13 protein-coding genes and 3 pseudogenes are annotated in these 14,125 nt (G+C 67.8%); 6 read left to right on the top strand and 10 right to left on the bottom strand.

The genetic code is table 11. The annotated features are described in order from the left end of the window. Positions 1 to 85, top strand: a pseudogene (locus ACFWBN_RS34365) (IS5/IS1182 family transposase); the annotation flags it as partial. A gap of 115 nt (positions 86 to 200) precedes the next feature. Beyond that, positions 201 to 461 carry a hypothetical protein gene (locus ACFWBN_RS34360; protein WP_385183888.1) on the top strand — a complete coding sequence of 87 codons (261 nt, stop codon included), beginning with the start codon at positions 201 to 203 and terminating at the stop codon, positions 459 to 461. Positions 462 to 476: 15 nt separating this feature from the next. Here ACFWBN_RS34360 and ACFWBN_RS34355 read toward each other — a convergent pair. Continuing rightward, positions 477 to 759: pseudogene (locus tag ACFWBN_RS34355) on the bottom strand (transposase); the annotation flags it as partial. A gap of 427 nt (positions 760 to 1,186) precedes the next feature. Here ACFWBN_RS34355 and ACFWBN_RS34350 point away from each other — a divergent pair. Continuing rightward, positions 1,187 to 1,679 (top strand): annotated as a pseudogene (locus ACFWBN_RS34350) (IS110 family transposase); the annotation flags it as partial. 312 nt (positions 1,680 to 1,991) lie between these two features. On the opposite strand, the gene ACFWBN_RS34345 reads toward ACFWBN_RS34350, so the two are convergent. The 5 genes from ACFWBN_RS34345 to ACFWBN_RS34325 form a co-directional block, all read right to left on the bottom strand. Continuing rightward, a complete protein-coding gene (locus ACFWBN_RS34345; protein WP_123074729.1) occupies positions 1,992 to 2,792 on the bottom strand; it encodes a maleylpyruvate isomerase family mycothiol-dependent enzyme in 801 nt (266 codons plus the stop codon). 356 nt (positions 2,793 to 3,148) lie between these two features. Next, on the bottom strand, positions 3,149 to 3,523 hold the full coding sequence (locus ACFWBN_RS34340; RefSeq protein ID WP_385183883.1) for a hypothetical protein: 375 nt from the start codon (positions 3,521 to 3,523) through the stop codon (positions 3,149 to 3,151). Positions 3,524 to 3,598: 75 nt separating this feature from the next. Continuing rightward, a complete protein-coding gene (locus tag ACFWBN_RS34335; RefSeq protein WP_385183880.1) occupies positions 3,599 to 4,180 on the bottom strand; it encodes a hypothetical protein in 582 nt (193 codons plus the stop codon). 698 nt (positions 4,181 to 4,878) lie between these two features. Next, entirely contained in the window at positions 4,879 to 5,712 is an 834-nt protein-coding gene (locus ACFWBN_RS34330; RefSeq protein ID WP_385183877.1) for a PIG-L family deacetylase, read from the bottom strand. Between the two features lie 998 nt (positions 5,713 to 6,710). Continuing rightward, positions 6,711 to 7,133: a hypothetical protein gene (locus ACFWBN_RS34325; protein ID WP_385183874.1), complete on the bottom strand. Its 423-nt coding sequence runs from the start codon at positions 7,131 to 7,133 to the stop codon at positions 6,711 to 6,713. Positions 7,134 to 7,202: 69 nt separating this feature from the next. On the opposite strand from ACFWBN_RS34325, the gene ACFWBN_RS34320 reads away from it, so the two are divergent. Then, entirely contained in the window at positions 7,203 to 7,826 is a 624-nt protein-coding gene (locus tag ACFWBN_RS34320) for a TetR/AcrR family transcriptional regulator (RefSeq protein WP_385183871.1), read from the top strand. Between the two features lie 648 nt (positions 7,827 to 8,474). Here the strand turns inward: ACFWBN_RS34320 and ACFWBN_RS34315 are convergent. After that, on the bottom strand, positions 8,475 to 9,173 hold the full coding sequence (locus ACFWBN_RS34315) for a hypothetical protein (RefSeq protein WP_385183868.1): 699 nt from the start codon (positions 9,171 to 9,173) through the stop codon (positions 8,475 to 8,477). A gap of 501 nt (positions 9,174 to 9,674) precedes the next feature. After that, a complete protein-coding gene (locus tag ACFWBN_RS34310) occupies positions 9,675 to 10,628 on the bottom strand; it encodes an AraC family transcriptional regulator (RefSeq protein ID WP_385183865.1) in 954 nt (317 codons plus the stop codon). A gap of 95 nt (positions 10,629 to 10,723) precedes the next feature. Between ACFWBN_RS34310 and ACFWBN_RS34305 the strand changes: the two genes are divergently transcribed. Further along, positions 10,724 to 11,488, top strand: a complete 765-nt coding sequence (locus ACFWBN_RS34305; protein WP_385183861.1) for an SDR family oxidoreductase — start codon at positions 10,724 to 10,726, stop codon at positions 11,486 to 11,488. 261 nt (positions 11,489 to 11,749) lie between these two features. On the opposite strand, the gene ACFWBN_RS34300 is transcribed toward ACFWBN_RS34305, so the two are convergent. Together ACFWBN_RS34300 and ACFWBN_RS34295 are read right to left on the bottom strand one after the other, a co-directional pair. Continuing rightward, the gene (locus ACFWBN_RS34300; RefSeq protein ID WP_385183858.1) at positions 11,750 to 12,031 is read right to left on the bottom strand and encodes a hypothetical protein; all 282 of its coding nucleotides are present in this window, start codon (positions 12,029 to 12,031) and stop codon (positions 11,750 to 11,752) included. A 167-nt stretch (positions 12,032 to 12,198) separates the two neighbouring features. Then, positions 12,199 to 12,702: a MarR family winged helix-turn-helix transcriptional regulator gene (locus ACFWBN_RS34295; RefSeq protein ID WP_385183894.1), complete on the bottom strand. Its 504-nt coding sequence runs from the start codon at positions 12,700 to 12,702 to the stop codon at positions 12,199 to 12,201. Between the two features lie 220 nt (positions 12,703 to 12,922). Here ACFWBN_RS34295 and ACFWBN_RS34290 point away from each other — a divergent pair, with 220 nt between their 5' ends. Beyond that, a complete protein-coding gene (locus ACFWBN_RS34290) occupies positions 12,923 to 14,053 on the top strand; it encodes an NADH:flavin oxidoreductase (RefSeq protein WP_385183856.1) in 1,131 nt (376 codons plus the stop codon). Positions 14,054 to 14,125 lie beyond the last annotated feature (72 nt).

The raw sequence follows: 14,125 nt of genomic DNA, 5'->3' as shown, positions 1-14,125 counted from the left end.
GCGCTACGAACGCAAGGCCGAACATTTCCTCGCCTTCACCAGCATCGCCTGCACCCTCATCTGCTACCGCAGAATCTCCAAATGAGATGACGTCTAAGACCGTGTCCTATGTGGTGAGGCGCAGCAGTCGCTGTTTGCCGGCAGCCAGCGGCGTTTGCGCGGAGAGGGTGGGCTCGGGGCGATGTCGGTACGATCCGTGGATGTCTTCGGAAGATCTTGGGGCCGTGTGGGTCCTTCAGGGGTTCAGTAAGGTCGACGATTTCCTGCGCACCGAGTTTCCCATCAGCCGCGAACAGATCATGCAACTCCGTGAGGTGATCACTCCCGACGCGGACGACCCTTGGATGTTCAGTGGGTACGACGTGCCCATCGAGTTGTGGCCGGCCGTGGACGCGATCCTGCAGTGCGGGCCGCCCGATCCCGGGCTCGACTACCAAACAGGGTGCTACGCGGCAGACTAGGCCGTTTCCTTCGGATCATCTCGCTGACCAGATGAAGATGGCAGCGAGGTGGAGTCCGGCGAGGTAGATGGTGGCGGTCTTGTCGTAGCGAGTGGCCAGGCCGCGCCGCTGCTTGAGTCTGTTTATGCACCGCTCGACGGTGTTCCGCTGCTTGTAGGCCTCGAGGTCGAAGGCCGGCGGCCGGCCACCTCGGCGGCCGAGCCGTTTTGCGGTTGGCGGCCTGGTCGGCCGGCCGCGGGATCACCGTCCGGATCCCGCGCCGACGCAAGTGGCGGCGGATCGCCCGGGACGAATAGGCCTAATGGGAAGTTAACGTCAGCGGTAGCTGCTGTTCTGGGGGCGCGAGCCGAGCCTTTGAATACGCCCGGGCCTGAGAGCCCTGTTGACAAGACGAGGCTGGCTCGCGCCCAGCAGTCTGGGCATGAGTGTTCGGAATCAGGTGCAGTTCTGTCTGTCTGGGCCTCGAAGCGGTCCTGTTGCTGCGGGCGGGTCCATCCGCGGCCGCCGGGCGGTTTGCTTTTCGTAGTCCGAGCCGGTTGTGCGGATCACCTCTCAGCTCTGCCTTGAGCTTCCAGCTCTGGCGCGGACCGAGGGCCGTACGACTCGCTGGGGTTGCGAACGGCTGGTGGGATGACGTGCCTTGAGCACTTCCATTAGGGAGCACGCGCACCCTGCATGGGCTCTGGCCTGGGAAAAGAGCCGCGACGAAGGAGGAGCAGGTGGAGATCACCGGGATACCGACGCCAGTGTTCTGTGGCGTGGACTGGGCCGAAGACCACCACGACATTGCACTGGTCGCTGCCGGCGGAAAGCAACTCTCCAAGGTGCGGATCAGCGACGATGCTGCAGGGTTTGCCCAGCTCATGGCTCTGTTGGATGAGCATGGCGATAGCGAGGACGCCCCGATTCCGGTGGCGATCGAGACGTCACGCGGACTGCTTGTTGCCTGCCTGCGGGCCACCGGCCGGCCAGTCTTCGCGATCGATCCGCTGGCAGTCGCCCGATACCGGGACCGCCACTCCGTGGCACGCAAGAGGTCAGACGCCGTTGATGCCGCGGCTCTGGCCAACATCCTGCGGACCGATATGGCCGCCCATCGGCCCCTGCCTGCCGACTCCGAGCTCGTGCAGGCCATCGCCGTGCTCGCCCGCGCTCAACAAGACGCCATCTGGGCCCGTTTGCCAGGCCCACAACAAGCTTCGTTCCCAGCTCAGAGACTGACAACAAGGCCTCCTGGACCGCACGTTGGATTCGACACCCTTCGAGCTACCAAGAGGCCCTGCTCTCATGCACGGCAGCCGCCGCAGTCACCCGATCGACTGACTTCTCGACGAGATCGGGACGACGGCAGTCGCGTCGCTTCTCGTGATCGCTGGGACGGACAAATTCGCACTGCCATCCAGGTAGACGGTCGGCTTGGTGACGCCCCGAGGCCGCCTCGCGGGTTTGAGCCCGGTGCCGCGACTGACGAACCTGGCGAAGAGTCGTGTCCTACCGGCTCGAGGCGCGGCCAACCGCCGCCGCTACGTCCTACTTCTCCTCCGGCTCCCAGGCGCGGAGCAGGTCGAGCAGCCCTGCGTCTCCGTCAACGTGCAAGGAGTCGGCCTGGATCCGGTCGTACAGGTAGAGGACCAGCTCACTGGCCGTGCCGTGGACGGAGGCGCCGGCTGCGTCCGAGTCTTCGCCGGTCGCGGCGGTGGGCGCGGGGATGCGGGTGATGCGTGCGCCGTCGCCGTCGACGGTGAGGCGCCAGGAGCGGCCCTCGGCGGCGTGGAAGTCGAAGGCCGTGGGCTTGTGCGGCCAGGCACTCGGCGTTGCGCAGACGGTGAACAGGAACTCCTCCACACCGTCGAGTGCCAGCTCGACCGGCAGCGGCTGCGGGGAGCCCCCGGCGAGCTGGGCGTCGTAAGTGTGCACCGCGGTCTCCTGGACCCGGTGCCGGGCGGTGCCGCCGGCGGTCTGCGGTGACTGCGACGCGGGCCACCACGTCCAGCAACCGCTCTCCGGTCCCGCCGCGCGCAGGGCGCCCAGCAGAAGCTGCGTCGACGCGTCCAGCCAGGCCAGCAGGGCCTCACGCTCCTGCGGCACTTCCAGCGCGGCGCGCGCGGCGACGGCCTCGGCCGGGGGAGCGTCGGCAGACCCCGCGCCGACGATGGCGGCCCAGAAACGGTCTCCCCCACCCAGGTGCTTCACCAGATCGAACAGCGTCCACCCGGGGCAAGTCGGCACCTGCGCGTCGAGACCGGGCGCGGCGGCGACCACGGCGCGGAAGGCGGTCGACCGTTCATCGATCAGTCGCAACAGGTCAGGGAACTCAAGATTCTTTTCCACGCCGGATGTCTATCACCGTGCTCCGGTGATCGGACAGCGATTTTCACAGTCGCCGCCGGTTGGCCATTGCGGACGTCCTCGCCTCCCACAGCTCGGGTGACAAGCTGCGCACTGCTGCGAGGACGCTGGTCGTGGCGGTACGCCAGGCGTCGTGCCTGTGGGTGCTCTGGCCTCGCCGTGCGGCCGGGCACCTCGGCGACGTGACGTCCACCCGGTGCGCGCGGTCATGCTGCCGCTCGATGTGATGGACGCGGAGGTCACGATGGCGGGGGGAGGACCGGTCGGGTCTGGAGTTCAGGTGACTCCCGTTCGACCAGCACTCCTCAAGTTCGGAACAACAACAGCCACTGAGACGCCTACGGCAAAGCGTTCGCCTTGCCGATGAGTTCCGCTGGGGTGGTGTCGGGTGTGATCACCAGGTCGAAGTTGCACCTCTGATCGCAGAGAATCACTTCGATGAACCCTGGCACGCAGTCACGGAATATGCAGGCGATCTGGGCCGCGTCAGTAAGGGCGGCATCGATGTAGAGGCATGTGCCGTCCTCATCCAGGTAGGTCTCAGCTGAGCCACAGGACGTCTGGAAGCTCCACGTGAAGCCCCGAGCTTCGTTCCGGATGGTCGGATCGATGACCATGTCGGCCCAGATGTCTTGGAGCACGGGAGTGAGGGCTGAAGGCTCGATACGCCAGATGGTGCTGGAGTCGTCGAAGAGGGCCAGGTACGTCGCCATGCTGGTTGTCCACCAGGCCGGCAAATGGCCATGTCAGTCGCGTGTCGCTCTGACCGGTGAGCGATATCGGTTGGTTCAGCGCCAGCCACCGTGGCGAGGCTCCGAGTACTCGCCCAATGGTGGGTCATATGCCTCCCCGTCCTCGGTGGTCACCACGTAGTCCGGCTCGGTTCTCGAAGCGGCTTCCCACAGGCGGATGACGAGGTCGGCGACGGGCACGGCACGCAGCGACAGGGCCGCGGCCACGTGGGCCCGCTCCTTGGCGATCTCCGGGTTGCCCCGGGCCAGGTATCGCTCGAGGTGCTGGGCAGAGACCTGCATGACCTCCACGTCGCCCCCGCCGGAGAACCCGAGACAGTCCCGCCATTCAAGCCCGATGATGATCTCCAGTGCGTCCGCCAGGTCGTCGGCGATCAGCCCGCCCTCTCCTTCGGAACTCGCGAACACCACCGGCCGACGGCCGTCCTCCTCGGCACACAGGAAGTACGCCCCGCCTGCGAACTCCCCGGCGATCGGGTCCAGCGGTGCACCGGAGGCAAGCCTCAACCCCTCGCCGTGATACTTCCGCCCGATGTCGAAGCCGAACGACGTCCGCAGCAGCAGATCGATCTCCGGGGTGTTCCGGATCAGGTCGAGCAGATGATCGCTTGAGGTCATGGCTGGACGATATCGAGCGCCTCTGACAGGCGAGGCAGGGCGGGGCTCAGCTGTGGCCTTGCGACGTGCGGGATTCCAGGTAGGCGGTCCAGTCTGCTCCGGCGCGGCGGCGCCATTGTGCGGCGGTCACGACGTGAAGGCCAAGGAGTGGGGCCAGGACGGCTGGAGGGACGTCCTGGGCGAGTTGGGTGAGAGCGGTATTGCGGGCCGGGCGGATAGGCCATGCGCGATAAGCGGGCGAGCGCAGTCGCTGAAATGTGCTGGCCGGGGCACGTACCGGGGAACAGCCAGCGGCAGGGTGAGTACGCTGCCCAGCCGGAGGGGACCTGGTCGGCGAGTTCGGTCAACAGGGTGGACAGAGATCCGGGAAGGCGGATGGGAACGCGGTCCAGCACGACTGCCTGGTCGCCGTTGAACGTGGTCAGGGCTTCAGCACGGAGTACAGCCCGCCGCCGCGTGGGCGGCCGCCACGGCGCGGGCCTGCTCCAGGCGTGCCTCCGTCGCCCAAGCCGACAAGTCGGGGCACACGGCCGGCCGGGCTCCGGGTCGAAGCCGACGGCTGCCGCGTGCCCGGCGAGGCCGGGAGCGATCGCCGCCCACCGCTCCCACAGGGAGCCGCCGGCGGCCGGGAGCTCCCAGGCCCGCTCGATCGCAGCGTGCGACTGATGAGCTCCCCGGACCCCGGTCGGACGGGCGGATCAGCGCAGTCCGGCGAAGAGATCGTTCTCGGGTACGGCCGCGCCAGTGGTGTCCTTTACACGTACAAAGGTCTCCATGCCCATCAACTCGCCGAACCTCTCCTTGCCCATCTTGAGGAAGAAGATGTTCTCGCCCTGACTAGCGTGCGCGGCCAGCGCATCGAACTTCAGACCGCTGAATGCGGTGGTGTCCACCCACGTGGTGATCTCATCGTCGGGGAGGCCGATCTCGGCCATCGCAGCGGCCTCGGCAGGATCCGGCTCCGGCATGTCCTCATGAAACTCGCGCATGATCTCCCCGAACCGCTGCATCCCCGAGCGGGGCATCGTCGTCCAGTACACCTTCGGTGTCAGCGCAGTCATCTCCAGCGCTGCCATCGTGATGCGGTGGGCCTGGATGTGGTCGGGGTGGCCGTAGAAGCCGTTCTCGTCGTAGGTGACGACCACATCGGGTCGGTAGTGCCGCATGAGTTCCGCGAGTCGGGCGGCGCCTTCCGCCACGGGGGTCTGCCAGAAGGATCCGGGAGCGTCGTTGCTCGGCCAGCCCATCATCCCGGAGTCGGCATAGTCCAGCATCTCCAGATCGCTGACCTTTAGGACGTGACAGCTCGCCTCGAGTTCTTGACGGCGCATCACGGCCACGGTCGCCGGATCGTGGCCGGGCTCGCCTGGCTTGACAGCCCCCGGTCCGTCACCGCAACGGCCGTCGGTACACGTCACGAGAACTGTGCGGATGCCTTCCGCCGCGTACCGCGCGAGGACCCCTCCGGTTCCGGTGGCCTCGTCGTCGGGGTGGGCGTGCACTGCCATAAGCGTCAAAGGCCGGTCAGTCATGAAACAGTCCTCCTGCAGAAATGCATCTTCGTCCGAGTGCACGGCGGGCGCACCGCGATCCGGGGCCCGGATAAGCCCGGATCCTGGTGGGGCGGATGACCTGGTGGTCTCCGTGCTCCCCGCCCACGCGGCGCCGGTCCCTCGGTCGATGCAACCCGCCGGCCGGACCGGCTGTTCCCGGCACGGCCGCTTGGCCTTCGAGGCCGTCGGTGCTTCATCGCGAACGAGGTATAGGCGTGACCTTCGCATCTCAGCGCGGCATCGGACCCGACTTTCATCCGGCACCAGCTGCTCGATGTGGCGGGCGTCGACCGCTGACAGATGCCGAGTCGCGGGTGTGTGGCGAGCAGCCCGAGACTTACGAAACGGCGACCGGCCGACAGGACAGGACAGGACAGGAACACCTCGGCTTGACTTGGCGACCCCACCAGTACGCAGCCGTATCCATATCTCGGGCAGCCTCCTGCAAACGGGTGCTTCTCACCGCCGCCCGATGATGGCCTGCTCAGGTAGGACGAATCCGTCGGAGGACGTACTCCGACGGCCAGCAGAGGGCTCGAACAACACCGTTGGTGGCGATGAAGTACGCCGGACTCACCCAACCGTCCTCCTTGCTCACGAGCCCCGGACCGTCAGGGCGGTAGTAACGACGCAACATACGGCGCAGCAACGGAGTGCCAGCCACCAACAGAACCGGAGCGGCGACGACTGCACCGACCGTCACGCCGAGCCGGACTGCATGGATCCTGGCCACGCTCTCTATCCGCATCCATCCAGTCTGCCGATCAGAAGAGACTCGTCCACCACTCTCACGGAATGCCGGTCAGAGCCAAAATCCAAATATCCCCATCAGCCCCCCGGGTCGTCCCGGTCCGTGCCTTCTCTGAACTCTCAGGTCTCGCTGAATCCGAGGCGCGGTGCTTCCGGAGGTCTTGGTTCAACTGAGGAAGATGAAGGGGCTTTCCCTCTGACGGGATGGGCGGCGTTCAGGCCCGCCGTCAGTGGGCAGGGGCCTCTGGGGTGTCCGGGGTCGTCGTTGTCGGAGTGGCGGCGGCCAGCAGGGCGGCGAACCCGATGGGGGCAACTGTCTGGTACCCGATCCACACCTCACCCCCGGCACTGCTGCCCCGCCACGCCATCAGGAGGCCGACGAGGGCCGCCAACACCCAGCCGCTGTCGTAGGCAACCATGAGCTGCGTGTAAGTGCGCATCGATCGGCTGCGCGTGTATCCGATCTCGATGCCGCCGCCGATCAGCAGGGCCACGCCTGAGACAACCATCAGCCAGACGGGCGCGCCGAGTAACCGGCCGAGCGGGGCAGCGCCGGCGATGAAGACAGCGGCGAGCAACACTTTGAAGGCGCCATCGGCGATGGCCCCCACTGTCCGGCGGGTCACCCGCGGTGCCACGACCTGGGCCATGAGCGTTCCTCTCTGGAGCTCTCTCGACTGGTTTCGTAACAAGATTACGGCAATAATCAAATTATGAGAATGACGAGAGCAGAGACCAAGGAACGCAACCGCCGCGCCTTGCTGGACGCTGCGTTCCAGGTCGTTTCCCGAGACGGGCACCGGGCCAAGCTTGATGAGATCGCCGAACGCGCCGACCTGACCACCGGCGCCATCTACTCACTGTTCGGGAGCAAGAACGGCCTGGTGGTCGCCCTTGTCGCCGACTACCTGCGGCCGTACTACGAAGAGATCGAGCAGGCGGTTCCAGCCGGACTGGATCTACTCGAAGCGGTGGACGCCTTCGCCCGGCACTACCGGCGTAGTTGTGACGCACCCGATGCGCGGTCTGGCCTGGCGCTCCAGATCACCTTGCTGGACATGGCCCTGCATGACCCAGACCTGGGGGCCCGGCTCGCCGAGTCCATCCGATCGCAGGAGAACCACCTGATCGCGCGGTTCACCGGAAGATCGCACAACGGGAGCGTCGTGACGTCGGATCAGGCACAACGTCTGACCACCGCACTCAGGGCACTGTTCGTCGGCCTCAGCCAAGGCGTCACCCTCGGTCTCGCCCACGGCGCAGACGAGCAGTACTTCGCTGACACCGCCCGCGCGTTGGCATCCGACATGTCCCTCATCGATCACGACGCGGATGCTTCGTGATTGTCGGTCAGGGTAAGGCCTGACGGAAGGCCGGAGCCTCGGATTGACCGGGACGCGAGGACAGGTGTCCAAGGACGCGAAGGCGAACGGGCTACGGCACAGCTCTCTGGCATCCTGCGGATCACGACCTACTGGGATCCGATACCGACCATCCGCGCCTTGATGGGCGAGCCCATCCGCTGTGGCGGGGCGACCTTGTGAGGCATGACTGGTCCGGGCCTGCGCCCGACGGGTGGTAGAGGCGGGACTGGCGAAACGTCCCAGGTCCGTTCTACACGGCCAGCACTGACAACTGCCTCACCGGGCGGCAGTGCGCGCCCCAGCCTGTCGCGTACGAAGACGACTACTGCACCGAGTTCGTCTACCGCCAGCCGGTCCGGGCTTCCGGGGTGCACGAGTTGACCTGCGCTGCGGAGTGCGACCCCTTCGGTGGGTACGGCGGGGACGGCGACCGCCACTGAACCCCGGTACATGCCACTTGGACTCTTCACGCCCAAGGAGACACGGTGCACATCCTCAAGGAGCAAGGCGGCCTCTATCAGGTGTCTCCGAATCCGGACTCCGAGACGGGATTCAAGGCCGGGACGAAGGGGGTGGGCAACCAAGCACCTCACCGGCCAGGTCTGCATGAACTTGAGCCGGCGTCGCTTACAGGTACGTCTCCGCAACCTGGTCCGAGACCACAAAATCGCCCGCGCAGTCCGGGCACATCGCCCGGCCGAAGAGGTACGTCAGCCCGCGCGCGGCCCCCTCGTGGCCCGCCTCCATCGCCATGCGGTGCAAGCGCGCGGGCAACGGGTCGAGGGCGGCGGGATCGGCGGGCAGCAGCGGCGTCTTGACCGGGTCCGCCGTCACATAGTCACCGGCCGAGGCGAACGTGCCGTGGTCGCCGAACGCGATGAAGAGCGTCGACTCACACCTGGGGCAGTCGACCTCGTACTCCTCGTAGAACAGGCCCTCCAGCCTCCCTGCGCTCCACACGCGTTCGCCCTCAAAGGCCAGGAGGCACTGCAGGAGGTAAACGAAGGTCGGACGGTCGTCCGTCGCCATGTCGAGGAGGTGGCGGGCCACCGGGAGGAGGACGGCAAACTCTGCGGCGTACCGCGCGCCGTGCTCGTCGTCCGCAGCGGAAGCAATGAGGCCTGCCATCAGGACGGCGTCCTGCAGTGCGCCGGGCGCGCGGCCTGTCGCAATCGCGGCCAGGTACGGAAGGGCGAGGAAACTGTCCTCATACACCTCGCCCTGGTGACACAAGTCATCCCACAACTCGCTCCAGACCTGCCCGTCCTCCTCACCGCCCAGGCGGGCGAAAGCTGCGGCAAGCTCATCGGAAGGGCGCACGATCATACCAACACATTCTTCCCTACCCGGCTCCCCTACCGGAGGGCGGCCCCGGTCACCAACGCGCCGAGGCCCACACGCAAACCTACGCCGAGGAACCGCCGGGTTCGCGGCTCGAGACAACCGCAAGGGTGGCCGCGGGTGGCGGGAAGGCACCGGGGAAGACGGCAGCGGCCGTCCAGCGGGGCGTGGCAGCCCTCGCCCAGTACATCACCCGCGCAGGCCACCAGCGCGTCCCCCGGGCCCACATGGAGGAGATCACGGTGGAGGGCGAGGCGGCCCCCGTCGTCTGGAAGCTCGGCATATGGACGGCTGCATGGTTGGCCCGAGTCCGGTCGGCGAACCGGTGGCCGGTGGGCCACGGCGAGGCAGAGCTGTCCGTGGGGGCATCGGGCTCCTCAGCTTTTGGACACGATCCGCCCGGCGCTCCACCACATCGGGGCCACCGCGAGGCCGGGATCGGCAGCGACCGCCGCTTCCCCATCCGCTGCGGTGATGTCCTGGCCCTCACCGCCAGTTGTATCCGCCTGGTTCGTCGCCTGCCGTCTTGACCTGCTTGCGGTAGGCCCCCGGCGGCGACCCGAAGTGTCGTTTGAAGGCTTTGGCGAAGGCGAACTCCGACGTGTACCCCGTGTGCTGCGCGATTGTGCTCAGCGGGGTCGGCGACTGGTGCAGCAACCGCGCCGCGGTTGCCATCCGCCAGTTGGTCAGGTAGGTCAACGGCGGCTCGCCGACCACCGAGGCGAAGCGGCGGGCGAACGCCGCGCGGGACAACCCGGCGCGGGCGCCCAGAGACTCCACGGTCCAGGGATGGCCGGGATCGTCGTGGATCGCCTTCAGGGCCGGGGCGACTGCCGGGTCGGTCAGCGCGGCCACCCAACCCCGGGTCCGCTCCTTCGGTAGTTCGGCGTACCACGACCGGAGGATGTACAGCAGCAACAGATCGATGAGCGCCGTGACGACCGCGTCCGAGCCCGGCTGCGGCGCGTGGAACTCGGCGCACAGCTGATCGACCGCCGAGCGCAGCACCGGGTGGCGGCCGGGGACCGCGGGGAGGTGGATGACCTTCGGTAGATCGCTGAACAGCGGATGCGGGCGATCAACGTCGATCGCGTACGCGCCGCACACCAGAACCGTGTGCGGCCCTGGTCCGTCCAAGGTGACCTGGCCGATCGGCGAGGACCGGTCCACGCGGTCCGGTACGAAGTCCACCGGATCGCGGCCCGGCACATCGCACAGGGTGTGTCCGCTGCCGCGCTGCAGGAACACGATGTCGCCGGGTCCGAGCGCGAGCGGTTGGCCGTGCGGTGGCAGCAGGTGGCAGTGCCCTTCCACGACCACGTGGAATCCGGCTCCTGAGATGGGTTGGAACTTCAGGGCCCACGGGGCGTGCGCGTCGGTGCGAGTCACCATCGGGCGTCCCGTGCGCAGGACTTCGAGGGTGTCGCTCAGGATGTCCATTGCGCCACTCTAACGCCTGTGTGGCGAGACGATATGACAGGGAATCGAGACTTCAAGGCATTCACCGTCTCGATGTGGAGGCGTACGTTCTTGCCATGGCGGTTGCCGAACCCCGGCACTGCATCGACGAAGGAATGGATCCCATGTCTCTGGCCGGCAAGAAGATCGTGATCATCGGTGGAACCTCCGGCATCGGCTTCGCGGTAGCCCAACAGGCCACGGCGGCCGGCGCGGACGTCGTGGTCGCCTCCAGCAATCAGGACCGTGTGGACGCCGCGACGAAGCGGTTGGGCGAGCCGGCCGAAGGCCGCCGCCTGGACGTCGCCGACGGCAACGCCATCGCCGCGTTCTTCGAGCAGGTCGGGGAGTTCGACCACCTCGTCTACACCGCGGGCGAATCTCTGCTGATCAAGCCGTTGGTCGACACCACCCCGCAGGAGGCCAGGGCCGTCTTCGAGCGCCGGTTCTGGGGCGCGTTCCTCTCCGCCAAGTACGCCGCACCGCGACTGCGCGACGGCGGGTCGATCACTTTCAGCTCTGGCGTCCTCGCGATCCGCCCCCTGTCCGGAACCGCACTCACGGCAGGCATCACCGGCGGCATCGAGGCCCTGTCCCGGGCACTCGCCGTCGAACTCGCCCCTCTGCGCGTCAACGTGATCCAGCCCGGTGTGATCCGTACCGAGCTGTGGGACGGCAGTGTCCCGGACCCGGAGGCTTTCCTCCAGGGCGCCGGGGCCGAGCTGCTCACGCGGCGTGTCGGCAGTGCCGAGGAAGCCGCGGCGGCCTATCTCTTCGTCTTGGCCAACGCCTACATCACCGGCACCACGCTCGCGATAGACGGCGGTGCGGCACTGGTGTGACATAGGCGCCACACATCACAGCCAACGGAGCAACGCCGCACCGACGCGACGCGTTCCTTGCCGCGCAGTCGACGACGCGAGGCCGACCAGACGTGCGGATGCGAGCCGCCCGGCCCGAAGCAGAGACCCGGTCGACCTGACCGTCCCGGAGATCCGCCGCCTGATCGGCGCACTGTTCAGCCCGTCGATCACAGCCCTGAACGCACTCCTGCACTGGTCGAACCGGCGCAGAAGCCACCAGGCTTCGGCACGTCGCAGCCACTACCGGCAGCGGCTCTCCGCCCCCTCCAGCGCATAGATCGCGAAGTCACCCTGGAGTACTAAGAGGTCCTGACAAAGGGATTGGACGTGTCGGTGGGTGATGAGGCAGGTGGCGAGGTCGAGGCAGGCTTCGTGGATGTCGTCTCGTCGTTCCCATCCGATACGGAGTCGGCGGAGGCCGTGGAGCCAGGCGATGGTCCGCTCGACGACCCAGCGGTGGACTCCGAGTCCGGATCCGTGCGGGACGGCGCGGCGGGCGATCACGGGTTTGACCCCGGTCACCCAGACCAGACGGCGGTACTTGTCGTGGCCGCAGCCGCAGATCGCCGAGTAGAATGTCGGGCCGCTCGCGAGGCCGTCCCACCAGGCCGGCGACCGACGGGATCTTCTTCAGCAGGGGTATCAGCTGGGGTATGCGCGGGCGTTTCCGCGGGGCGGACCAGGCGTTCCTACGGAGCGGGAGTCGCGGGTGCCCGCGGAGCAGGAGTCGGGGATTCGTGCGGGACCGGCGGGTGGCATGCGCCGCGGGTGTCGTCCTCCTCCGTGCGCGGCCAGTACCGTCCTTCGAGGGCCTCGGCGCTGCGGTTGAGCCGGAGCAGGGCGTCCTCCAGCGCTCGTACTTCCTCAGGGGGCCAGTCGGCGACCACCCGGGCCAGGCAGGACCGGTTGACCTCACGGTCTTCGGCGAGCCGGCGCCCACCTTCAAGGGTGATGCGCAGCTTGCGGGCCATGCCGCCGTCAGGGTCCGCCACGCGCTCGGCCAGTCCGCAGCGCAGCAGTGCGGCCGTCTGGCGGTTCACGGTGGAGGTGTCGAGCCCGAAGGCTTCCGCCAACTGTCCGATGGACATGGGGCCTTGTGTGTCGATCCGGCTGAGCAGCAGGTATGCCGACCGCTCCAGGCGTTCGGGGTCGCGCTCGCGCCGGGCAAGCACCTGATGCCGCGAGAGCAGCATCAGCTCCCGTTCCAGTTTCTCCAGCACTGCGCCTCCCGCTCCTTCCGGCGCTCCATTATCGCGGACCTGTGAACCCGGCGGACCGGCGGACCCTGCACGGCTCGGCCTGCCGGCGGTGCCGCACGATGGCCCGACCGTACTATGCATGATACATATCGTGTGTACTATGCATTCCTCGTTGTCACCCCGGCGAGCCACAGCCTCAACCCGGAGGACCCGCATGACCGTCACCACGTCCACCGCCTCCCGCGCGGCCGAGATCTTGTCCCGGCCCGTCACGCTGAACGGCCTGACCGTCCCCAACCGCATCGTGATGGCACCGATGACGCGGATGTTCTCCCCCGGCGGCGTGCCCGGCGAGGACGTGCAGGCGTACTACACCAGCCGGGCCGCCGCGGGTGTGGGCTTGATCGTCACCGAGGGCACCTACGTCGGTCACGAGTCCGCCGGGCAGAGCGACCGGGTCCCGCGGTTCCACGGCGAGGACCAGCTGGCGGGGTGGGCGAAGGTCGCCGCGGCCGTGCACGAGGCGGGCGGCACGATCGTGCCCCAGCTGTGGCACATAGGCATGGTGCGCAATCAGGGCGAGGCACCGTACGCCGACGCGCCCGCCGTCGGCCCCTCCGGCATCCGCGTCGACGGTACCGAGGGGACCGGCAAGGCGATGACCCGCGCCGACCTCGACGACGTCATCGGCGCGTTCGCCGACGCCGCCGCGGAGGCCGCGCGGATCGGCTTCGACGGCGTCGAACTGCACGGCGCCCACGGCTACCTGCTCGACCAGTTCCTGTGGGAGCGGACCAACCGCCGCACCGACGCCTACGGCGGCAACACGGTGGCCCGTACGAAGTTCGCCGCGGAGATCGTGGCCGCGGTCCGCGAGCGCGTCCCGGCCGACTTCCCGGTGATCTTCCGCTACTCGCAGTGGAAGCAGGAGGCCTACGACGCACGGCTCGCCCAGACCCCAGAGGAGCTGGAGGCGATCCTGGCCCCGCTGGCGGCGGCGGGCGTCGACGCGTTCCACGCCTCCACCCGGCGCTACTGGCTCCCGGAGTTCGAGGGCTCGGACCTGAACCTGGCGGGCTGGACCAAGAAGCTCACGGGCCGACCGGCCATCACCGTCGGCTCGGTCGGCCTCGACGGCGACTTCCTCCGCGCCTTCGCCGGCGAGGGTGCAGCGCTCGGCGACATCGACAACCTCCTGGACCGCATGGAACGCGACGAGTTCGACATGGTCGCCGTCGGCCGAGCGCTGCTCCAGGACCCCCAGTGGGCGGCAAAGGTCCTCGGCAACCGCTTCGACGAGCTGACGCCGTACGACGCGGCGGCGCTCAGGTCGCTCAGCCGGTAGCCGGAAGCCGTTCGGACGGCCGGTCCAAGGACGCCCCGTGACATCGGTCCGCCGAGGTCACGGGGCGTTCGC

Source organism: Streptomyces sp. NPDC059989 (assembly GCF_042736975.1).
Classification (GTDB): domain Bacteria; phylum Actinomycetota; class Actinomycetes; order Streptomycetales; family Streptomycetaceae; genus Streptomyces.
The sequence above is the reverse complement of the archived record's forward strand: the minus strand, read 5'-3'. Positions and strand labels throughout refer to the sequence as shown.